Origin of the sequence: Blautia sp. OM07-19 (assembly GCF_003481595.1) — a bacterium.
GTDB lineage: Bacteria > Bacillota > Clostridia > Lachnospirales > Lachnospiraceae > Blautia_A > Blautia_A intestinihominis.
This window is the reverse complement of record NZ_QULA01000011.1, coordinates 65,388-86,491: the sequence shown is the minus strand read 5'-3', so window position 1 is coordinate 86,491 and position 21,104 is coordinate 65,388. Positions and strand designations below refer to the sequence as shown.

Below are 21,104 nucleotides of genomic sequence, written 5' to 3'. Positions count from 1 at the left end.
AATACGGTTTTGTAAGGAGCAGACTATGATCAACGAAGAAAAAGTTAAGATAATGACAAAGCTCGCCATGTATGAGCAGGGCAGGGGCAGGAAACATCTTCCGGTCAGCAGATATTACAGAAGTGACTATATCGGGCTGGCACTGATCAAGAATTTTTTCCTGGTTACGATCGGATATGTGCTGATTGTTGCGGCAGTAGCGGTATATTTTGGAGAATATCTTCTGGAGAATATTCACAGAATGAATCTGGTCACACTTGGAATCTATCTGATTATCGGTTATGTGATTGTTCTTGCAGCGTATTCTATTCTGACGTATATTCAGTATTCCGTGAAATATTATCAGGCAAAGAAGAGTGTACGGGAATATTACAGCCAGCTTACAGAGCTGAATAAGATCTATGCGCGGGAAGAAAAGAAAATGTCCGCCAGAGGAACAGCGGGAGGTTATCGGAAATGACAGCATTACTGGAATTTAAACAGAAAATCAAAGGCTTATTTGCACAGTATGAAGTGTATGTGATGCCTCTTTTGAAATTTATCCTGGCACTGGTTTATTTTATATGGATTAACAGCAACATGGGATATGTGAAAGCTCTTGATAATATATTTGTAGTATTGATTCTGGCACTTGTCTGCAGTGTCCTTCCGACAGGAATGATTGTTTTTGCAGGATGTGCGATGATGGTGGCACACTGTTATGCACTCGGAATAGAAGTTGCCGGTTTCCTGCTGGTGCTTCTTCTTTTCATGCTGATTCTGTTTCTGAGATTCAGCGCAGGCAAGAACATTGTAATGGTGTTTACGCCACTGGCATTTGCATTTGATCTTCCGGCATTGCTGCCAATCGGATGCGGCCTTCTGAGTTCACCGGTATCTGCACTTCCGGCAGGCGGTGGCGTGATCATTTACTATTTTGTTCGCTATGTGAGAGTACAGTCCCAGGCACTTATGAGTGCTGATATGCAGATAGTAGACAAACTGACACTTCTTTCAGATGGCATTATGAAGAATGGTGAGATGTGGCTGACACTGCTTACATTTGTTGTTGTGATTCTTGCAGTCCAGCTGATCCGTACGAGACAGTTTGATTATGCATGGAGAATTGCAATCATTGCAGGCGGCGTGCTCTATCTTGTACTTATGCTTGCAGGCAGCATGTATTTTGGATTTTCTGTTCCTGTTGCATCACAGGTTATTTTTACCGTAGTTGCAGTTCTGCTTGGAATTGTTCTTGAATTCTTTGTGTTCGGAGGCGATTATACAAGAACAGAGCGTCTGGAATATGAGGATGATGATTATTACTATTATGTCAAGGCTGTGCCGAAGGCGCTGGTTGCAACTTCTGAGAGAAGCATCAAGAAGATCAACGGCGAGCCTGCACGCGATGACAGGAAACAGAATGAGCGTGTAGTGAATTTTTCTGCACCATTGTTCCAGGGAGCGGTTCCTCCGGAAAAAGAAAAAGCAGAACCGGATGTGACAGAAAATACGGCTGCTATCGAGAAAGCAGATCTCGATGACATCGATTTCGAAAAGAAACTGGAAGAATCACTGAAGGATCTGTGATCAGAACCGTAATTTATAACAGACAGAATATAACAACAAATAAAAAGACTAGGAGGAAAGCGTGTTTATGCAGAATATCACGGGTATAATGGGAAGGTATCTTTCGGATATCAATTTACCATCCATGAATATCATTGATATCATAGAAATTATTCTGATCTCATTTTTTGTGTATCAGTTTATGGTATGGATCAAATTTACCCGTGCTTATACCCTGCTCAAAGGACTTCTGGTCATTGGCGCTTTTCTTGTGATCGCTTATATCTTCAAGATGAATACGATCCTCTGGATCGTGTCCAGGCTGGCGGGGGCACTGATTACGGCAATCGTGGTTATTTTCCAGCCGGAACTCCGCAAGGTTGTGGAGCAGCTTGGACAGAAGAAGATCATGGCTTCTATTATTCCGTTTGATTCCGGCAAGGAAGTCAAGGAACGTTTTGCAGACAAAACAGTTAACGAACTGATCAAAGCCTGCTTCGACATGGGTGAAGTCAAGACAGGAGCACTGATTGTAATTGAGCAGGAGATCCGCCTGGATGAGTATATCCGGACAGGTATTAATGTAGATGCGATCCTGACGAGCCAGCTTCTGATCAATATCTTTGAACACAATACACCACTTCATGATGGGGCGGTGATCGTAAGAAAGAACCGGATCGTGGCGGCTACCTGTTATCTTCCGCTTTCAGATAATATGGAACTGAGCAAGCAGCTTGGAACGAGACACCGTGCAGGTGTGGGAATCAGTGAGGTGACAGATTCTGTGACGATCATTGTTTCTGAGGAAACCGGTCAGGTTTCCGTGGCAGAGGGAGGAAGGCTGATGCGGAATGTCAGCAGCACTGAACTCCGTGAAGTGCTTGAGAGGGCACAGAACAAGAAAATTGTAGATAACAATAAACTGAGACAATTTTTTAAGGGGAGAGTGAAGCATGAAGAAAAAAGTGGCAAATAATATCTCTCTGAAAATCCTGTCTCTTATTATTGCAGTAGTCGTATGGCTCCTGGTTGTAAACATTGACAATCCGATCGGGACGAAGTCTTTCGTGGTTTCAGATGTACAGCTTCTAAATGAGGCATATATTGATGCAGACGGTAAGATGTGTATACAGGACAGTGAACAGACACCGATCCGTGTGACGATCAAGGCACAGCGCAAGATCCTTGATAAGCTCACAGTCGCGGATCTTCGCGCAACAGCAGATCTGCAGCAGGCAGTAAGCCTGGATACAGATCCTGTGATGGTGCCGATTACGGTTTCCTGTGAGAAGGTTTTACCGAATAATATTGAGGTAACTCCGAATAATTTGAGTCTCCATCTGGAAGATAAGGATACACAGGAATTTGTGGTAAATGTTACTACCAATAATACGAAACCAGACAAGAGATATGAGGTAGGTTCTCTGACCTCCAATCCGGAGAAAATCAAGATTACAGGACCGAAGTCTCTTATTAATAAAATAGATAAAGTGAATGCTTCTATTGATGTGGACGGGGCAACAGAGGATGTGACCCAGGAAACAGAAGTGAAGATCATTGACAAGAATGGAGAGGAATTCTCCGACACAGATGCAGGTTATCTTAATATTTCCAAAGTTTATGTGACTGCAAGGTTGTGGAAAGTTCAAACTGATGTTAAAATAAGTGCGGAATACACAGGTACTCCGGCAAGTGGATATCAGGTGGAGAGTGTCAGTACGACTCCGAATGTGATCAGTATCGCAGGAAGTGAGGAGGCACTGGACAGCCTGAAGGATCAGAATAATACAATCTGGGTATCAGGAAATGCGGTTGATATTTCAGGTCGGGACAGTGATTTTGAGGCAAAGATCAATATTTCAGATTATTTGCCGGAAGGACTGAAGCTGACCAGTGATTCCAGTGAGGATGTTTTTGTCAGAGTGAATATTCTGCCGGAAGGCAGCAATGTCTGTGAGGTTCCAACCAAGAACATTACTGTTGAGAACCAGCCGGATGGAATGCAGGTGGCATTTGATACCGCCAATATAGAAGTCCGGATAAAGAAATCCGATGAAAGCCTGGATGATCTGACAGAAGATGAAATCAAAGCTTCTATTGATCTGGATGGCAAGGAAGAGGGCAGTTATGAAGTTCCGGTAAATGTCAGTGTTCCGAAGGGATATGAACTGGTAGATGAAGTTACCACAGGCGTGGAAGTTTCCAGAATTTCCACAGCAGATACAGGTAATTAATTACAGGAGATACAGAAGATGATCAGTCAGAAGATAACAGTCAGCAATCCGTCAGGGCTGCATCTGCGCCCGGCAGGGAATTTGTGTAATGAAGCAATTAAGTATGAATCCAGAATTGAATTTCTCTTTAGCGGAGGAAGCGCAAATGCCAAAAGCGTTTTGAGCGTTCTGGGTGCCTGCGTGAAATGTGGAGATGAGATTGAACTTATCTGTGATGGCATTGATGAGCAGGCGGCAATGGAAGCTTTGACCAGTGCAATCAGCAATGGTCTTGGTGAATAAAGGTGTTATGAGAATAAGGAGGAGAAGTTGTGAAGAAACGAGTTGTGGCAGTTTTACTGAGTCTGTCTATGTGCATGGCTACTGCAGCAGAAGCGACAGTTGCCAGTGCAGCGGATTTTTCTGCGGAAATTACAGCTGCAGAGGATAATGATGAATCTGTTGCAGATGAAACAGCGGACAGTCAGGATGTAGAGGATTCTACAGTAACAATAGAGGACGGTGAAGTATCTGATGAAGAACAGAATGATGCAGAGACAACACCGGAAGCAGATGTGGCAGATGCAGCTGATTCAGAGGATGAAGTAGTTGTAGATTTCAGCCCAGAAGAAGATTTTACTTCTGATGCAGTATCAGCAGACCAGGTTGTTGATGACAGCACAGCTGATGCAGTTTCTTATACAGGAGAGAATGTAGTAAGCAGCACAGAGGCAGTTCTTTCTTATCACAGATGGGAGCCAATCACTGTTGGTGGACAGCTCAGATGGAAACTTGAAAAAATCAGTGGAACCAAGACAGCATCCGCAGAGGAAGCAGGAGATGCTGTACAGACAGACGATGCAGCAGATGCTGATGTTTCAACAGATGAGGCTGTTGAGGCAGATGTGGCAGGAGAAGCAGAAGAAACATCTGAAACAGATGGAGAAACAGCGGAGGTATCCGGAACAGTCGAGGAAGCAGCAGATGCAGCAGAAGAAGTATCTGAAATTACCGAAGATACGGATACAGATGCAGTGAGTACAACAAAATCTTACTACACAGCAACGGATGGTCTGGTAAAGATCACCACACTGGATGGAGATGGAAATACAGTTTTCACCGCAAAATACGCTTTTGATGAGAAAGGCTATCTGATCACAGGAACAAGCCTTGTAGGCACCAACGGAAATGACCGCTATTATTTTGCAACAGCAGATGAAGTAGAGATCACAAAACCGGATGTAAACAGTGCTTACAGTGAAGTTGTAGCTCCATACAACTCCGCACTTGGTCAGATGCAGACAAATAAATGGGTATGGGATGGAAAGAAATTCACATACTTTAACAAGACAGGTGTCCTGGAATCCAAAAAAGAGGGAATCTACAAGATCGGCAGTGACTATTATTATCTCAAGAGCACCGGTGTGCCGTTCATAGGAGAAAAAAGCACTACATACAATGGCAAATCAGGACTTTACTGGTTCAAGAGTGCATCCGGTTCAAAGGATATTCCGGGTAAGATGGCAAGAAATACCTGGATTGGAATCAACAACAACAGATGGCGTTACTTCGGAAGTGACGGACGTTATGTAAAGAAAGGTGTCGGAGCATACAAGGTTCTGAATAACAGCTCCAGGCTGTATCTCCTTGATGCAAACGGATATCTTATCAAAGGAAAACAGGTCAAAGGCGCTGATGGATATTATTACATGTCCAACAGCTCAGGTATTGCATATGCAAACCGTCTTGTTAAGGTTGGAAACTATAGATACTACTTTACTTCCAACGGCCGTCGTGCAACATGGAGAAATCGCTGGGTACAGCTTGCAGGAACAGGTTCTACCAAGTACGGCAGATATTACTACTTCGGAAGCGTTGCAGGACGTGTAGAAGAAAAGAAGGGAATGCAGAAGGTAGTTGTTAACAACAAATTTATCGGATGGTTCCTGTTTACAAATGGTGGTAACAACTACCAGAAAGCATGGAGTGGTTCCAGATACTTCCTCGAAGACGGACGTATGGCAAGTGGTGTTACCAAGGTAAATGGCAAATACTATTTCTTCCAGAGATCCAGCACAACACAGTATCGTGGTCAGATGTATAAAGGAACCTGGATCAAGTATAATAATAAATATTATTATGCAGCATCCAATGGTGTTCTTCCGGTTTCCGGATGGAGAAGAATCAGATGTGACGGTAAGATGTATTACTTCTGCTTCTCCAATTGTGCAGCACTGACAAACAGAAGTGCTACCCGCGCAGGAACCAAGGGATGGCTGGACAGCAGAGGAAGATTTACAACAGGATGGGTAACCATCGATTCCAGCAGAAACCTGGCACGTTATATCAACCCGGCAACAGGTAAATGGTATAGAAATACCTCAGCATGGATTGACGGTGTAAACTATCGTTTCAATAAATACGGAAACCGTGTTTATGACAGAACCAGCGAGTTCAAGCGCAACAGATATTATCTGGAATGTGACCGTACAAACGGTGTTATGACTGTATACACAGACAGCAGCAAGAAGTATCCGATCAAGACGATCCGTGTTTCCGTAGGTAATCCTACATCACTGACTATAGCAGGAACCTTCACACTGACAAGATCTCTTCGCTGGCAGCCGCTGATGGGACCATCCTGGGGACAGTATGGTACTCATGTAGTAAATGGAATCTTTGTTCATTCCGTAGCAAGTGGTCTGATGAATGGAAATAACCTTCCGGCAAGCGAATATCTGAAACTTGGAAGCCCTGCATCTCATGGATGTATCCGTGCCTGCGTTGCAGACGCGAAATGGGTATATGAGAACTGCAATGGTTCCAAGCTCCGCGTATTCGATGGTAAATACAGTGCCGATGAATGCTACAAGGGACCTCTGGGAAGAAGACCTCTTACACCACTGAGAGGGAGCAAGACTTTCGACCCGACAGACCCGAATTACGCAAACAGATAATCAGAACAAAATAAACGCTCTCCCCTGGGGGGAGGGCGTTTTTCAGGAGGAAAAGAAAATATGAGAACATACCTGGTAACAGGCGGTGCCGGATTCATCGGTTCCAACTACATTCATTACATGTTTCAGAAATACGACAACGAGATCCGTATCATCAATGTAGACAAGCTGACGTATGCAGGAAACCTTGAGAACCTCAAGGACATTGAGAATAGAGAGAACTACACTTTCGTTAAGGCTGATATCTGCGACAGCGAAGCTATCATGAAGATCTTTGATGAGAATGATATTGACCGTGTCGTTCATTTTGCAGCAGAGAGCCATGTAGACAGAAGCATCCGTAACCCGGAAGTCTTTGTCAAGACAAACGTACTTGGTACTCTGGTCATGCTGAATGCAGCCAAATCTGCATGGGAACTTCCGGATGGAACCTTTAAACCGGACAAGAAATTCCTTCATGTATCCACAGACGAAGTATACGGCTCCCTCGAGGAAGATGGCGGCTTTTTCTATGAGACAACTCCATATGATCCGCACAGCCCGTACTCTGCAAGCAAGGCATCCTCTGATATGCTGGTAAAATCCTACATGGATACCTACAAATTCCCGGCAAACATCACAAACTGCAGTAACAACTACGGACCATACCAGTTCCCGGAGAAACTGATCCCGCTGATCATCAACAATGCGCTCCAGGGCAAGAAGCTTCCGGTATATGGTGACGGCAAGAATGTCCGCGACTGGCTCTATGTTATGGATCATGCCAAGGGAATCGACATGGTACAGGAGAAGGGACGTCTGTTCGAGACATATAACATCGGCGGACACAATGAGAAACAGAATATCCAGATCATCCATATCATTCTTGATACTCTTCAGGAAATGCTTCCGGAGGGAGATCCGCGTAAAGAACTCGTAAGCGAAAACCTGATCACTTACGTAGAGGACCGCAAGGGTCATGACCGTCGTTATGCGATCGCACCGGACAAGATCAAAGAAGAAGTTGGCTGGTATCCGGAGACATGTTTTGAGGATGGAATTCGCCTGACGATCCAGTGGTTCTTTGAGCATGAGGACTGGATGAAGAATGTTACCAGTGGTGACTATCAGAAATATTACAACGAAATGTACAAAACCAAATAAAACGCTCCGATCATTCAGACGGAGGCTGGAAATGCTGCAGGCATCGGAGGAGTCTCTGAGGCTTGCGGCATTTTTTGATGTTAGAAAGGATAATCATGAAAAAGATTGTAATCATCGGGGCAAATGATTTTCAGAAGCCACTGATTCAAAAAGCAAAAGAAATGGGATATGAAACGCACGTATTCGCCTGGAGAGAGGGCGCAACCGGTGCGGAGGATGCGGATTTTTTTTATGAGATCAGTATTGTGGAGATGGATGCGATCCTGGAAGAATGCCGGAAGATCAAACCGGATGCAGTTGCTACCATAGGCTCAGATCTTGCGAATATCACGGTACAGTATCTGGCAGAGAAACTGGGACTTCCGGGAAACAGCAGTGAATGTATCAGGCAGTCTACCAACAAATATGCCATGCGGAGCGCTTTCCAGAAAGCCGGGATCCCGGTTCCGTATTTTGCATGCGTCGGAGAAGGCGAGAGCGTGGAACCGGAGCATTTCCCGGTGATCGTCAAACCGACAGATCGTTCCGGCAGCAGAGCGATCACCAAGGTCACAGATCCGTCTGAACTTCCGGCAGCGATCGAAGCCGCGATCGCACAGTCTTTTGAGAAGAAAGCGATCGTGGAAGAATATATTTCCGGAGCAGAATACAGTGTGGAAACGATCAGCTATCGGGGAAAACACACCTGCCTTGCAATTACCAGGAAATTTACGACTGGAAGTCCGCATTATATCGAGGTTGGTCATTTACAGCCGGCTCCACTGACAGATGATATAAGAAAGCAGGTAGAAGAGACCGTATTTCGTGCACTGGATGCACTGGGAGTGGAATTTGGAGCGGGACACAGTGAACTCAGGATCAATAAAAAAGGCGAGATCCGCATTATAGAGATCGGGTCACGTATGGGCGGCGACTGCATTGGTTCCGACCTTGTACCTCTTTCGACCGGACAGGATTTTGTGGGCATGGTTGTGGACACCGCAGCCGGAAATCCGCCTGTCATCAAAGCGAATGAGCCGCATATATCTGCGATCCGTTTCCTGATGAATGAAAATGACCTGCGTCTTTTGAATGATATCAAACAGAATCATCCATCTAATCTCAAAAAAGTTGTGATCGAGGGCGATGTAAAAACCGCCAGCATCACAGACAGCAGCAGCCGTCCGGGATTTTTTATCCTGCAGGCAGAGTCTTATGAAGAGATGGAAACACTCCTTCATCATGGACCGTGGGAAAATCCAATCCATGTTTTTGACACACCGGTTCAGAAACTCCGCTATAATGATGGCAAAAATACATTTTTTATGAAGAGAGATGATCTTCTTCCGTTTGCTTTTGGTGGAAACAAGGTGCGTTTTGCGCGGAAGTTTGTGGAAGATATGCAGGAAGAGCATTGCGACAGCATGATCATCTACGGAAATTATCACTCCAATCTCTGCCGTATCCTTGCAACGCTTTGTCATGAGCTGGAGATCCCGTGCTATATGGTCCATAATACTGAGGATATCAAAGAAGACAGAGAGACGAGTAACAGCCGTATCATCCGGCAGATGGGAGTTGTAGAGATCCCATGCGGCAAGGCGGGAATCGCAGCAGCAGTGGAACAGGCTATGGCAGAACTGCGTGAAAAGGGATACAAACCGTATTATATTTACGGGAATTCCAGAGGCCAGGGCAGAGAATGGGTTCCGATGAGAAGCTACGAAGCTGTGTATGACGAGATCTGCTGTTACGAAAACAGACACGGTGTTCATTTTGACTATATTTTTCTTGCATCCAGTACAAATGCGACACAGTCCGGACTTCTTGCGGGAAGTCTGCGTCAGGGAGATGACCGCAGGATCGTGGGGATCTCCGTTTCCCGAAATGCCGCAAGAGGCAGGGAAGTCATCACCGGAAATCTCAGAGAATATGCAGAAAAATTCCACAGAACACTTCCGGACGATCTGGAAGACCATATCCATTTTACAGATTCCTATATGGAGGGCGGATATGGTGCATGGTCAGAACCGGCAGCAGATCTGATCCGTCAGATCTATGGCAGTGAAGGAATCCCTCTTGATATGACCTATACAGGAAAGGCTTTTTATGGTATGGTTAAATATCTGGAAGAGAATCAGATCCAGGGAAAACAGATCCTGTTTCTTCATACAGGAGGAACACCTCTGTTTTTTGACTTTCTTGAACAAGAGGATAAATAAGCATGAAAAAATTAATGATCCTGGGAGCGAGTTATTCTCAGCTCCCTCTTTATGAAGCTGCCAGGAAGCTTGGCGCAGCAACCGTAGCCGCCAGCACACCGGGAGACTGGCCGGGATTTGCAGTGGCAGATGAGAGCGTCTATGCAGACATCACCAATCCCGAAGCAATCCTTAAAGCAGCACAGGAAAAGGGAATCGATGGCATTGCAACCTGTTGTCTGGATGCAGGCGTGCGTGCACTTGGATACACCTGTGAGAAGATGGGGCTGATCGGTCCGTCAGCCAGAGCTGCTGATATCAGCAATGATAAATTCAAGATGAAAGAAGCTTTTATGGCAGGAGGCGTGCAGTGCGCGAGACATATCTGCATCCACAGTCTGGAAGAACTGGAAGAAGCACTTGAGAAACTGGAATTTCCGGTAGTCCTCAAGGCTGTAGACCTTATGGGGAGCAGAGGAATCTTTCGCTGCAATACCAGGGAGGAGACTTTCTTCTATTATAATAAGACTATGGAAGCAACACGAAAGGACTACTGTCTGGTCGAAGAATTTATCGAGGGTCAGGTGCTCGGATGTGAAGCTATGATCCGTGATGGAAAACTGCTTTACTGTCTGCCGAACAATATCGAAGCTTTTCAGAGCTATGTGCCGACTCCGATCGGTCATTCCGTTCCGTACAGGAAACAGGAAGAACTTGGGGCAGAGGTCCGGCATCAGGTAGAACTTGCCATCAAAGCAGTGGGACTTGATAACTGTCCGGTCAACTGCGACCTGATCGAAAAAGACGGAAAGATCTATGTGATCGAGATCACCGGAAGAGCGGGAGGAACCTGCCTGCCGGAAATGGTAAGCATTTATTATGGAATCAACTATTACGAGGCGATCGTCCGACTGGCTCTCGGAATGGATGTGGAAGAGATGTTCCGTGGCAAAACATCCGGTGTGGCAAATCTTTCCAGAACGCTGCTTTCAGAGAAAGATGGTGTTGTAAAAGCTATCCACAATGAGAATGAACCGGCAGAGGATATTGTGGATCTTTCCTTTAATATTGCACCGGGTGAGGAAGTACATCACTACACAAACGGCAGAGACCGGCTGGGTCAGGTGATCCTTCGGGGAGAAAGCCTTGAGTCCTGCGAGAAACGTCTGCAGGAGATTTTGTCGAAAATAAACATTGAATTTACGGTATGATTGTGAGAGAATAACATGAGAAATTACATTAGTTCAAAAAAAAGTATTTTTCTGATGCTTCATATCAGCCTTCTGTTCAGTTCACTGAGTGGAGTCTGCTCCAAAATGGCATCTCGGTATACAGATCATATATTCTCTGTGAGCTTTATTTTCTGGTTCGGGCTTGTTTTTGTGATCATGTTTGGATATGCGATCATCTGGCAGCAGATCCTGAAACGGATGCCGCTGACTGTTGCCTATGCCAACCGTCCGGTCACACTGATATGGGGAATCATATGGGGAGCACTGATCTTTGGCGAAAAAGTCACCTGGAATATGATCGCAGGTGCAGCCGTAATCTTTGCCGGGATTTATCTTGTAACAGGAGAGGATGGAGAGAAAGGCGGTGAGAATTCATGAACCGTCTGGAGATATCTGTCTGCATTCTGCTTTTTTCTGTGTTTATTTCATCTGTTTCCCAGATCTTACTGAAAAAAGCAGCCAACAGAACCTACGAGAGTCCACTGAAAGAATATCTGAATCCGCTGGTGATAGGAGCGTATGGAATGTTTTTCTGCTCTGTGATCCTGACGATGCTGGCACTTAAGTATGTGCCGCTTTCCATGTCACCGATCCTGGAATCCACAGGTTATATTTTTGTGTCGGTGATGGGATACTTTTTTCTGAAAGAGAAATTTACGAAGAGAAAACTGGCAGGATTTGCACTGATCCTGGCAGGAGTTATTATATTTAACATATAGAGAAATGAGGGATATAGGACATGCTGGTATCCATTGTCATACCATGCTATAATTCAGAACATACCATCGGCAAAGTGGTAGAACTGGCTATAGAAGAATTTGAGAAACTGAAAGACTACGAGTGTGAATTTGTGCTGGTCAACGATTATTCCAGGGATGGAACGTGGAATGCAATCCATGCATTGGCAGAGAAACATCCGAATGTCAAGGGAATCAACCTTGCCAAGAATTTCGGACAGCACAATGCGATCATGGCGGCTATGAATCATACGGAGGGAGATCTGATCATTGGAATGGATGATGACATGCAGAACCATCCGTCGCAGATTCCACTTTTTCTGGACAAGATCCAGGAGGGATATGACATTGTATTCGGCGTGTTCAAAGAACGAAAGTTTTCTGCATTCAAGAATCTGACAGGAGCAGTCAGCAGATTTCTTCTGTGGCATCTGCTGGACCGTCCGAAGGATATCCAGATGAGCAGTTTCTGGTGCTGCCGCCGTTATGTGCGTGATGAGATCGTGAAGTATGATGGATACAATATCTTCCTTCAGGTACTGTTTTTCCGCACAACACATAATATTGCCAATATCGAGATCGAGCACTTTGAACGTGAGGTAGGAACGTCTAACTATAACTTCCGCAAGGGACTGAATCTGTTTCTTTCCTGCCTGAATTTTACAGTGATCCCGCTCCGTGTGTCGACATTTTTCGGAACATTGTTTTCAGCGGCTGGCTTTATCGGGGCAATCGTTGTACTGGTCCGTAAGCTTCTGGATCCGACGATCGCGATTGGCTGGTCTTCTCTGATGTGCGCGATGCTGGTGCTCTTTGGAATTGCATTCCTGATGCTCGGAATCATCGGAGAATATCTCGGTAAGCTGATGCTGAATATCAACAGGACTCCTCAGTACGTGATCCGGGATAAGGCAAATATCACATCCGAAGAAGAAAAGAGGTAATACATGATAGATTTTAACAGACCGGCGATCGTCGGAAATGAATTAAAATATATTCAGGATGCTGTGGCGCAGGGGATGCTCTGTGGAGACGGCAAGTATACAAAGCTCTGCTCAGAGTGGATGAAGAAACGCTTTGATGTAAATCAGGTTTTTCTTACGACTTCCTGTACACATGCACTGGAGATGGCGGCTTTTCTCTGTGACATTCAGCCGGGGGATGAGGTGATCATGCCTTCCTACACGTTTGTTTCAACTGCAGATGCATTCGTGCTTCGCGGAGCAAAGATCGTTTTTGTAGATATCCGTCCGGATACCATGAATATCGATGAGAACCTGATCGAGCAGGCGATCACAGACAAGACCAGGGCGATTGTTCCTGTCCACTATGCAGGTGTGGGCTGTGAGATGAACAAGATCATGGAACTTGCGAAGAAATACAACCTCAAAGTTGTTGAGGATGCCGCACAGGGCGTGGAGGCATATTACCACGGCAAGGCTCTTGGAACGATCGGCGATTTTGGCTGCTACAGTTTCCATGAGACAAAGAACTATACGATGGGAGAGGGCGGCGCGCTCGTTTTCCAGAAAGACGAATACCAGGAAAAAGCAGAGATCCTTCGTGAGAAGGGAACTGACAGAAGCAAATTTTTCCGTGGACAGGTAGACAAATACCGTTGGATCGATTATGGATCTTCCTATCTTCCGAGTGAGATGAATGCGGCATATCTTTATGCACAGCTTGAGGAATGTGAAAAGATCAATCACAAACGCCATGAGATCTATGATTATTATCATGCAAATCTTAAGAATCTTGAGGATGAGGGCAAGATCCAGCGTCCGTTTGTGCCGGAAGGCTGTGTGCATAATGCACATATGTATTATATCAAGACCAGGGATCTGTCCGTAAGGAGCCGTCTGATCGCTTACCTCAAAGAAAATGGTATCTGTACAGCATTCCACTATGTTCCGCTGCACAGTTCACCGGCCGGCGAAAAATTCGGCAGATTCAGCGGCGAGGATGTATATACAACAAGAGAGAGTGAGCGTCTGGTGCGTCTTCCGATGTTCTACGATCTCTCAGAGACAGATATGGAATACATTGTAGAAAAAATACAGCAATTTGAGTTTTAAATGGAGGTAACACCATGAAAAAAAGAATATGCCAGATGGCTGCGTTGGGAAGTGTTCTGCTTCTGGCGTTTTCTGCACCCGTACAGGCAGCTGCTGTTACTACGAACGGTACGCCTGCGGCAGTTGCAACCAATAATATTCAGAACTGGCCGGCTGGTCCGGAAACTACATCGGAAGCAGCGGTTCTGATCGATGCCGATACAGGAGCGGTTCTTTATGACAAGGGAATGAATGAATGCCGTTATCCTGCAAGTACGACGAAACTGATGACGATCCTTCTGGCAACCGAAAACAGTTCGCCGAGGGATATTGTAACATTTACAGAGACAGGAATCCGTGACGTGACCTGGGACAGCAGTAATATCAATGCACAGCTCGGGGAGCAGATGACAATGAAAGACTGCTGGTTTGCTGCCTACATTAAGTCTGCGAATGAAGTCTGTGCACAGATTGCAGAGTATGTCGGCGGTTCAGAGGCGAATTTTGTCGATATGATGAATCAGAGAGCCAAAGAGCTTGGCTGTACGCACACACATTTCGCAAATGCCAGCGGTCTTCCGGATGAAAATCATTATTCCAGTGCCCTGGATCTCGCAAAGATCATGCGTGCAGGACTCCAGAATGCGAGATTCCGCAAGGTGATCGAGAGAGTCGGCTACACGATTCCGGCAACAAACTTAAGTGAATCCAGACCGATGCACACACATATGCCGCTGATGGCAAAGGAATCTGATCTTTATTATGAAGGATGTATCGGAGGAAAGACCGGGTTTGCGAATGAAGCAGAGCATACACTGGTTGTTGCGGCGGAGAGAAACGGCAGGACTTATATTGCAGTGACCATGAGGGCTGCTGATCTGGGAATCAACTGTACAGACAGTACTGCATTATTTGACTATGCATTTAATAATTTTGATACAATTGATGTAAATGGAACAAAGATGACGGTTCCGGCGGGAGCTACAGTCAATGATCTGACTACAGAAAGCGTAGACAGAAACGGAAAAACCATGAACCGTTATTATTACAATGGGCAGTATGTAGGGTATGTGGTGGCTGCAGATCCTACACCGACACCTACGGAGGCTCCGCAGAATGAGGAGGAAGCGACAGCAGACATTTCGACGGATCAGACTGCAGAGCAGACGGAAACAGCAGTACAGGACAGCCAGACGGAAACAAAGGGACTTTCCCAGACATCCAAAATCCTTCTTGGAGTTATGGCTGGTATGGGTGTGCTCCTGATCATTCTTCTGATCCTGCTTCACAGAAAAAATTATTAGAGTACTTTTATAAGATAAAAGGAGGACAATCAATGAAAGGTATTATTTTAGCAGGCGGCTCCGGAACCAGATTATATCCGCTGACCAAAGCAATTTCCAAACAGATCATGCCGGTATACGACAAACCGATGATCTATTATCCACTGTCAACTCTGATGCTTGCAGGAATCCGTGAGATCCTGATCATCTCCACACCACGTGACCTTCCGGTATTTCGTGAACTGCTCGGAGATGGTAAGCAGCTTGGCATGAGATTTGAATATGCAGTGCAGGAACAGCCAAGAGGACTGGCAGATGCGTTCATCATCGGTGCTGACTTTATCGGCAATGATGCAGTGGCACTTGTCCTCGGAGACAATATCTTCTATGGACAGAGCTTCTCCAGAGTACTTCTGAATGCTTACAAGCGTACAGAGGAAGAAAAGGGAGCAATTATTTTCGGCTACTATGTAAGAGACCCGAGAGAATACGGTGTTGTAGAATTTGATGAAAACGGCAGAGCCCTTTCCATCGAAGAAAAACCGGAGCATCCGAAGTCAAACTATGCAGTTCCGGGACTTTATTTCTATGACAATGATGTTGTAGAGATCGCAAAGAACGTGAAACCGTCCGCAAGAGGCGAGATCGAGATCACCAGCATCAACAACGAATACCTGAGAAGAGGAACTCTTAAAGTAGAAACTCTTGGAAGAGGATTTGCATGGCTGGATACAGGAAACCATGATTCTCTTCTTGATGCGGCAGATTTCGTTGCGGCATTCCAGAAACGTCAGGGACTTTATATTTCCTGTATCGAGGAGATCGCGTACAAACGTGGATTTATCACAAAAGAGCAGCTTGTCGAACTGGCACAGCCGCTTCTCAAGACTGCCTATGGCAAATATCTGATCGAAGTAGCGGAGGGATTATAAAATGGGTAAGATCACAGTAGAAAACTGTCATATCGAAGGACTTAAGGTCATCACACCAACTGTATTCGGGGATGAACGCGGTTATTTCATGGAAACATACAATTACAATGATTACAAGGCAGCAGGAATCGACATGGAATTCGTTCAGGATAACCAGTCAAGCTCCCGCAAGGGCGTTCTCCGCGGACTTCATTTCCAGATCAACTATCCGCAGGACAAGCTTGTACGTGTTGTAAGCGGAGAAGTGTTTGATGTTGCCGTTGATCTGAGAGAAGGTTCTGAGACTTACGGACAGTGGTACGGTGTTGTTCTGTCTGCTGAGAATAAGAAACAGTTCTTCATCCCGAAGAATTTTGCACACGGATTTGTTGTACTTTCTGATACAGCAGAGTTCGCATACAAATGTACAGACTTCTATCATCCGAATGATGAGGGTGGACTTGCATACAATGATCCTGACATCGGCGTACAGTGGCCGATCCCGGAGGATATGGAACTGATTCTTTCTGACAAAGACCAGAAATGGGGAAGCTTCAAGGAATACACTGCAAACAGGGGTAAAAAGGATTGAATAAAAATACCTGGCTGCCTGGAGAAATCTACAGAAACAGAAGATTAGTCTTTTCTCTGGCAAAAAATGATTTCAAAACAAAATATGCCGGTTCCTATTTCGGAACAGTATGGGCGTTTATCCAGCCGATCGTTACGATCTGTGTCTACTGGTTTGTGTTTGGTCTGGCACTTCGGAATGGTTCTGACAAGGGCGTTCCGTTTGTACTCTGGCTGATCGCAGGTCTTATCCCGTGGTTTTTCTTCCAGGAGGGACTGACGGGTGGAACGAATGCACTTCTGGAATACAATTATCTGGTCAAGAAAGTGGTATTCAATATCCGCATCCTGCCGGTAGTAAAGGTATTTTCAGCGGTGTTTGTCCATTGCTTTTTTGTAGTGATCGTTCTGGTGATCTACACCTGCATGGGATACCCGCCGAGCCTGTACGCCCTGCAGCTTGTGTACTACAGTTTCTGTATTTTTATGCTGATCCTTGCTGTGACTTATATGACAAGTGCGGCAGTCGTATTTTTCCGCGACTTAAGCCAGATCATCAACATTGCCCTGCAAGTAGGTGTCTGGGTGACTCCGATCATGTGGGACTTCAATGATCTCGGGCTTGGCGGGATCCTTCAGAAAATACTCAAACTGAATCCGCTGTTTTATATTGTCCAGGGGTATCGTGACTCCCTGATAAACAAAGTGGCGATCTGGGACCACCCTGTACTGACACTTTATTTCTGGGTATTCACGCTGGCAGTATTTATCTTCGGAACCAGACTGTTCAAAAAACTTCAGGTACACTTTGCAGATGTACTGTAACATGGAGAGTAGAATGAGTGAATTTGCAATTCAGGTAAAACATCTGGACAAGATGTACAAATTATATAACAAACCCTCAGACCGTCTCAAAGAGGCACTGGGGTTCAAGGTTCCGGTGCGGGAGCATTATGCGCTCCGCGATGTGAGCTTTGAGGTCCGAAGGGGCGAGACCGTGGGAATCATCGGAACAAATGGTTCCGGTAAATCCACGATCCTTAAGATCATCACAGGCGTACTGAATCCTACCGGCGGCGAAGTGACGGTAGATGGACGTATCTCAGCACTTCTTGAGCTGGGAGCCGGATTCAATATGGAATACACAGGGATCGAAAACGTTTATCTCAACGGAACCATGATGGGATTTTCAAAAGAAGAAATTGATTCCCGTCTGCAGGATATTCTGGATTTTGCTGATATCGGAGATTTTGTCCACCAGCCGGTCAAGGCGTATTCAAGCGGTATGTTTGTCCGCCTTGCTTTTGCAGTGGCGATCAATATCGATCCGGAGATCCTGATCGTAGATGAGGCACTTTCTGTAGGAGATGTTTTCTTCCAGGCAAAATGCTATCGTAAGTTCGAAGAATTCAAGAAGATGGGAAGGACCATCCTTTTTGTAAGCCATGATCTGAGCAGTATCGCGAGATACTGTGACAGGGTCGTTCTTCTGAACAAGGGTGTGAAGCTGGAAGAGGGATCCCCGAAGCAGATGGTAGATATGTACAAGCAGCTTCTGGTCGGGCAGGACCCGACGAAGCAGCAGGTGCAGGAAGAGAAGCCGAAGGAAAGCTGGAGTGAAGAATTCCAGGTCAATCCGAACATGCTGGAATATGGCAGTAAGCTTGCGGAGATCACAGACTTTGCCGTGATCGATGACAAGGGCAGATCCACGAATACCATCGAGAAAGGAAGTTCCTTCCAGATCCGCATGAAAGCTGTGTTCCACGAGGCGATCCAGGAGCCGATCATGGCATATACTTTCAAGGATATCAAGGGTACGGAGATCACCGGAACCAATACCATGTTCGAAAAGATGCATATCGAGCATTCGGATGAAGGTGACACCTGTACGGTGACTTTCACACAGAAGATGTTCCTTCAGGGCGGAGAGTATCTGCTCGCATTTGGCTGCACGGGATACAAGGATGGAGAATTCACGGTATTCCACAGACTTTATGATGCATGCAACATCACGGTTGTTTCCGAACAGAACACCGTAGGTTTTTATGACATGGATTCACAGGTAGAGATACAATACGGAGAAGAAAAATGAGTGAAAAAATAGGACAGGTTGTGCTGGATGACACGTATTATCCGGGAAAAGATTTATATACAGACGGTGCGATCGAAGATGAGATGCTGGAGATCGCCAGGACTTATCCAGAAGAAAAATGGAATCAGGTGATCGCAGAGCGCAAAAGCTGGCCGATCCTGTATCATTTTTCACATATCAGAGAAAATATCTTAAGCTGGCTTCCATTCACAGGAGAAGAAAATGTCCTGGAGATCGGTTCCGGCTGCGGCGCGGTGACTGGCGCACTGTGCAAGAAGGCAAAGAGCGTGACCTGCATCGAACTGTCACGCAAGAGAAGCCTGATCAATGCCAACAGACATAAGGACTTTGATAATCTTAAGATTCTTATGGGCAACTTTCAGGATATTGAGAAAAATCTTACCGAAAAGTATGATTACATCACGCTGATCGGTGTATTTGAATATGGAGAGGCTTATATTCAGAGCAGTACTCCTTATGTAGATTTCCTGAAGATCATTTCCAGACATCTCAAACCGGACGGCAGGATCGTCCTTGCGATCGAAAACCGTTTTGGACTGAAATACTGGGCGGGCTGTACAGAAGATCATTTCGGAACTCTTTTTGAAGGACTGGAAGGATATCCGACGACAAAAGGTGTCAAGACCTTTACGAAGAAGGAATTCAATGCCATCTTACGAGAGGCAGGGGACCTCAAAGCATCCTGGTATTATCCATTTCCGGACTACAAACTTCCAATGACGATCTATTCTGATGAGCGTCTTCCGTTCAAGGGCGAACTGAACAGGCTGGAGACGAATTATGACAGACTGCGCCTGCAGCTTTTCCAGGAGTCACCAGTATATGATTCTCTTCTGGACAATGATCTGTTCCCGGAGTTTTCCAATTCGTTCCTTCTTCTGATCGGCAGGGAAAAGCCGGAGATCGCAACGGTATATTCCAAATTTTCCAATGAGAGATCATCGGAATTCGCCCTTCGTACCGATATCTGCAAAGAAGGCAAAAAAGATCGTTTTGTTCGAAAAGTTCCGACAGAAACTACAGCAGAGAAACATGTACGGAATCTGGAATCCCTTTCCAGAGAGATGGCAAGGATCTATGCAAAAGAAGGTCTGGAACTGAACCAGTGCATACTGGAAAAACAGGGTGTCCGTCTGGAATTCCTCAAGGGAAAGACGCTGGAAGAACATCTCGATGCGCTGGTAGAACAGGGCAGAAACGAAGAGGCAGAGAAGCTTCTGTTCCGTTATGTTGAGAAGGTACGCCGGATCCACAGTGGAGAAGCTTTTTATAAAACACCGGAATTTGTCAAAGTATTCGGAAATGTTTCACAGGAAGGAACACTTTCCTGTAGTGGAATCTCCAATATCGATCTGATTCCGGCAAATATCCTGATCGACAATGACAGGATTTCCGTGATCGATTATGAGTGGACGTTCCGTTTCCCGATCCCGGGCAACTTTATCATTTACAGGATGATCCATTATTATCTGGAAAGTGACGGCAAGCGCCGTGCGCTCAAGGATATGGATTTCTATACGAAGGCAGGTCTGACAGAGAAAGAACTGGAGATCTATGCTGCAATGGAGCGTAATTTCCAGAATTATATCAAGGGCAGCCATGTACCGCTTCTTGACATGTATGAGGATGTTTCACCGGGCAAAGTTGATGTACTGTCTTATTATGAGCAGCTCCGGATCGCAGGTGCAGAGCGGAAACTGCAGGTATTTTATGACAGAGGAAATGATTTCAACGAAAGCGATTCAGCCGTCTATCCGATGGCGAAGACCGGACTTTCTCTGAAGATTCCGATTTCGAAGGATGCAAAACGTCTGAGACTTGATCCTGGTGAGGCAGCAGGAGGACTTCTCCTTCACAGACTTGCCTTTGATGATGGCAGCAAGGCTGTTTTTTACAGTAACGGATTTGACATGGGCGATGGAAGATATTATTTCGGAGCCGGTGACCCGCAGTTTATCATTGAGCATGTTCAGGGCAAAACTCTGGATATCGAGATCGAAGTATTGAAAGAGCAGGAAGCAAGGGAAGAATTCTGGCAGAAATTCTCACAGGTATCTTCACAGAAAGAGCAGGAGATCCAGAGACTGAACCAGAAAATACAGCAGATGGAAAACACAAAAGTCTGGAAGCTGTACCGAAGCATTAAAAAAAATTAAAGAG

General features: G+C 45.5%; 19 protein-coding genes. All 19 read left to right on the top strand.

The genetic code is table 11. The features are described 5' to 3' along the window. Positions 1 to 25 precede the first annotated feature (25 nt). The 19 genes from DXC01_RS09670 to DXC01_RS09580 all read left to right on the top strand — a co-directional run bounded on the left by DXC01_RS09670 (position 26) and on the right by DXC01_RS09580 (position 21,100). Positions 26 to 460: a hypothetical protein gene (locus tag DXC01_RS09670; RefSeq protein WP_022214312.1), complete on the top strand. Its 435-nt coding sequence runs from the start codon at positions 26 to 28 to the stop codon at positions 458 to 460. Next, positions 457 to 1,569 (top strand): hypothetical protein, encoded by a 1,113-nt coding sequence (locus DXC01_RS09665; RefSeq protein ID WP_118252241.1) that lies wholly within the window; start codon positions 457 to 459, stop codon positions 1,567 to 1,569. Before DXC01_RS09670 ends, DXC01_RS09665 begins: the two co-directional genes overlap by 4 nt. A gap of 67 nt (positions 1,570 to 1,636) precedes the next feature. Next, positions 1,637 to 2,524, top strand: a complete 888-nt coding sequence (gene cdaA, locus DXC01_RS09660) for a diadenylate cyclase CdaA (RefSeq protein WP_022214310.1) — start codon at positions 1,637 to 1,639, stop codon at positions 2,522 to 2,524. Continuing rightward, on the top strand, positions 2,502 to 3,782 hold the full coding sequence (locus DXC01_RS09655; RefSeq protein WP_022214309.1) for a CdaR family protein: 1,281 nt from the start codon (positions 2,502 to 2,504) through the stop codon (positions 3,780 to 3,782). The genes cdaA and DXC01_RS09655 overlap by 23 nt, the downstream gene beginning before the upstream one ends. A gap of 18 nt (positions 3,783 to 3,800) precedes the next feature. After that, complete coding sequence (locus tag DXC01_RS09650) at positions 3,801 to 4,064, top strand: HPr family phosphocarrier protein (RefSeq protein WP_022214308.1); 264 nt, start codon at positions 3,801 to 3,803, stop codon at positions 4,062 to 4,064. A gap of 29 nt (positions 4,065 to 4,093) precedes the next feature. Further along, positions 4,094 to 6,718, top strand: a complete 2,625-nt coding sequence (locus tag DXC01_RS09645) for a L,D-transpeptidase family protein (protein ID WP_118698821.1) — start codon at positions 4,094 to 4,096, stop codon at positions 6,716 to 6,718. 60 nt (positions 6,719 to 6,778) lie between these two features. Next, on the top strand, positions 6,779 to 7,861 hold the full coding sequence (gene rfbB, locus DXC01_RS09640) for a dTDP-glucose 4,6-dehydratase (RefSeq protein WP_022214306.1): 1,083 nt from the start codon (positions 6,779 to 6,781) through the stop codon (positions 7,859 to 7,861). Between the two features lie 95 nt (positions 7,862 to 7,956). Next, a complete protein-coding gene (locus tag DXC01_RS09635) occupies positions 7,957 to 10,062 on the top strand; it encodes a pyridoxal-phosphate dependent enzyme (RefSeq protein ID WP_118698820.1) in 2,106 nt (701 codons plus the stop codon). A 2-nt stretch (positions 10,063 to 10,064) separates the two neighbouring features. Then, a complete protein-coding gene (locus DXC01_RS09630; RefSeq protein ID WP_118698819.1) occupies positions 10,065 to 11,252 on the top strand; it encodes an ATP-grasp domain-containing protein in 1,188 nt (395 codons plus the stop codon). Between the two features lie 15 nt (positions 11,253 to 11,267). After that, positions 11,268 to 11,651: an EamA family transporter gene (locus DXC01_RS09625; protein ID WP_022214302.1), complete on the top strand. Its 384-nt coding sequence runs from the start codon at positions 11,268 to 11,270 to the stop codon at positions 11,649 to 11,651. Beyond that, complete coding sequence (locus tag DXC01_RS09620; protein WP_022214301.1) at positions 11,648 to 11,992, top strand: DMT family transporter; 345 nt, start codon at positions 11,648 to 11,650, stop codon at positions 11,990 to 11,992. The genes DXC01_RS09625 and DXC01_RS09620 overlap by 4 nt, the downstream gene beginning before the upstream one ends. A gap of 20 nt (positions 11,993 to 12,012) precedes the next feature. After that, complete coding sequence (locus DXC01_RS09615) at positions 12,013 to 12,954, top strand: glycosyltransferase family 2 protein (protein ID WP_022214300.1); 942 nt, start codon at positions 12,013 to 12,015, stop codon at positions 12,952 to 12,954. 3 nt (positions 12,955 to 12,957) lie between these two features. Further along, positions 12,958 to 14,085 (top strand): dTDP-4-amino-4,6-dideoxygalactose transaminase, encoded by a 1,128-nt coding sequence (rffA, locus tag DXC01_RS09610; protein WP_022214299.1) that lies wholly within the window; start codon positions 12,958 to 12,960, stop codon positions 14,083 to 14,085. Positions 14,086 to 14,099: 14 nt separating this feature from the next. Further along, positions 14,100 to 15,368: a D-alanyl-D-alanine carboxypeptidase family protein gene (locus DXC01_RS09605; RefSeq protein ID WP_118698818.1), complete on the top strand. Its 1,269-nt coding sequence runs from the start codon at positions 14,100 to 14,102 to the stop codon at positions 15,366 to 15,368. 32 nt (positions 15,369 to 15,400) lie between these two features. Beyond that, positions 15,401 to 16,279: a glucose-1-phosphate thymidylyltransferase RfbA gene (gene rfbA, locus DXC01_RS09600; RefSeq protein WP_118698817.1), complete on the top strand. Its 879-nt coding sequence runs from the start codon at positions 15,401 to 15,403 to the stop codon at positions 16,277 to 16,279. A gap of 1 nt (position 16,280) precedes the next feature. Further along, on the top strand, positions 16,281 to 16,850 hold the full coding sequence (gene rfbC, locus DXC01_RS09595) for a dTDP-4-dehydrorhamnose 3,5-epimerase (RefSeq protein WP_118698816.1): 570 nt from the start codon (positions 16,281 to 16,283) through the stop codon (positions 16,848 to 16,850). Continuing rightward, positions 16,847 to 17,653: an ABC transporter permease gene (locus DXC01_RS09590; protein ID WP_118252233.1), complete on the top strand. Its 807-nt coding sequence runs from the start codon at positions 16,847 to 16,849 to the stop codon at positions 17,651 to 17,653. Before rfbC ends, DXC01_RS09590 begins: the two co-directional genes overlap by 4 nt. A 13-nt stretch (positions 17,654 to 17,666) precedes the next feature. Continuing rightward, on the top strand, positions 17,667 to 18,923 hold the full coding sequence (locus DXC01_RS09585; protein WP_022214294.1) for an ABC transporter ATP-binding protein: 1,257 nt from the start codon (positions 17,667 to 17,669) through the stop codon (positions 18,921 to 18,923). Then, positions 18,920 to 21,100, top strand: coding sequence for a methyltransferase (locus DXC01_RS09580; RefSeq protein ID WP_118698815.1), 2,181 nt, complete (start codon positions 18,920 to 18,922; stop codon positions 21,098 to 21,100). Before DXC01_RS09585 ends, DXC01_RS09580 begins: the two co-directional genes overlap by 4 nt. Positions 21,101 to 21,104: the final 4 nt, after the last annotated feature.

Coding starts and splice junctions, on each gene's coding strand:
- cdaA (WP_022214310.1), top strand. CDS start 1,637: ATGCAGAATATCACGGGTATAATGGGAAGGTATCTTTCGGATATCAAT.
- DXC01_RS09615 (WP_022214300.1), top strand. CDS start 12,013: ATGCTGGTATCCATTGTCATACCATGCTATAATTCAGAACATACCATC.
- DXC01_RS09635 (WP_118698820.1), top strand. CDS start 7,957: ATGAAAAAGATTGTAATCATCGGGGCAAATGATTTTCAGAAGCCACTG.
- DXC01_RS09650 (WP_022214308.1), top strand. CDS start 3,801: ATGATCAGTCAGAAGATAACAGTCAGCAATCCGTCAGGGCTGCATCTG.
- DXC01_RS09655 (WP_022214309.1), top strand. CDS start 2,502: ATGAAGAAAAAAGTGGCAAATAATATCTCTCTGAAAATCCTGTCTCTT.
- DXC01_RS09630 (WP_118698819.1), top strand. CDS start 10,065: ATGAAAAAATTAATGATCCTGGGAGCGAGTTATTCTCAGCTCCCTCTT.
- rffA (WP_022214299.1), top strand. CDS start 12,958: ATGATAGATTTTAACAGACCGGCGATCGTCGGAAATGAATTAAAATAT.
- rfbB (WP_022214306.1), top strand. CDS start 6,779: ATGAGAACATACCTGGTAACAGGCGGTGCCGGATTCATCGGTTCCAAC.
- rfbA (WP_118698817.1), top strand. CDS start 15,401: ATGAAAGGTATTATTTTAGCAGGCGGCTCCGGAACCAGATTATATCCG.
- DXC01_RS09580 (WP_118698815.1), top strand. CDS start 18,920: ATGAGTGAAAAAATAGGACAGGTTGTGCTGGATGACACGTATTATCCG.
- DXC01_RS09605 (WP_118698818.1), top strand. CDS start 14,100: ATGAAAAAAAGAATATGCCAGATGGCTGCGTTGGGAAGTGTTCTGCTT.
- DXC01_RS09670 (WP_022214312.1), top strand. CDS start 26: ATGATCAACGAAGAAAAAGTTAAGATAATGACAAAGCTCGCCATGTAT.
- DXC01_RS09620 (WP_022214301.1), top strand. CDS start 11,648: ATGAACCGTCTGGAGATATCTGTCTGCATTCTGCTTTTTTCTGTGTTT.
- DXC01_RS09625 (WP_022214302.1), top strand. CDS start 11,268: ATGAGAAATTACATTAGTTCAAAAAAAAGTATTTTTCTGATGCTTCAT.
- DXC01_RS09665 (WP_118252241.1), top strand. CDS start 457: ATGACAGCATTACTGGAATTTAAACAGAAAATCAAAGGCTTATTTGCA.
- rfbC (WP_118698816.1), top strand. CDS start 16,281: ATGGGTAAGATCACAGTAGAAAACTGTCATATCGAAGGACTTAAGGTC.
- DXC01_RS09585 (WP_022214294.1), top strand. CDS start 17,667: ATGAGTGAATTTGCAATTCAGGTAAAACATCTGGACAAGATGTACAAA.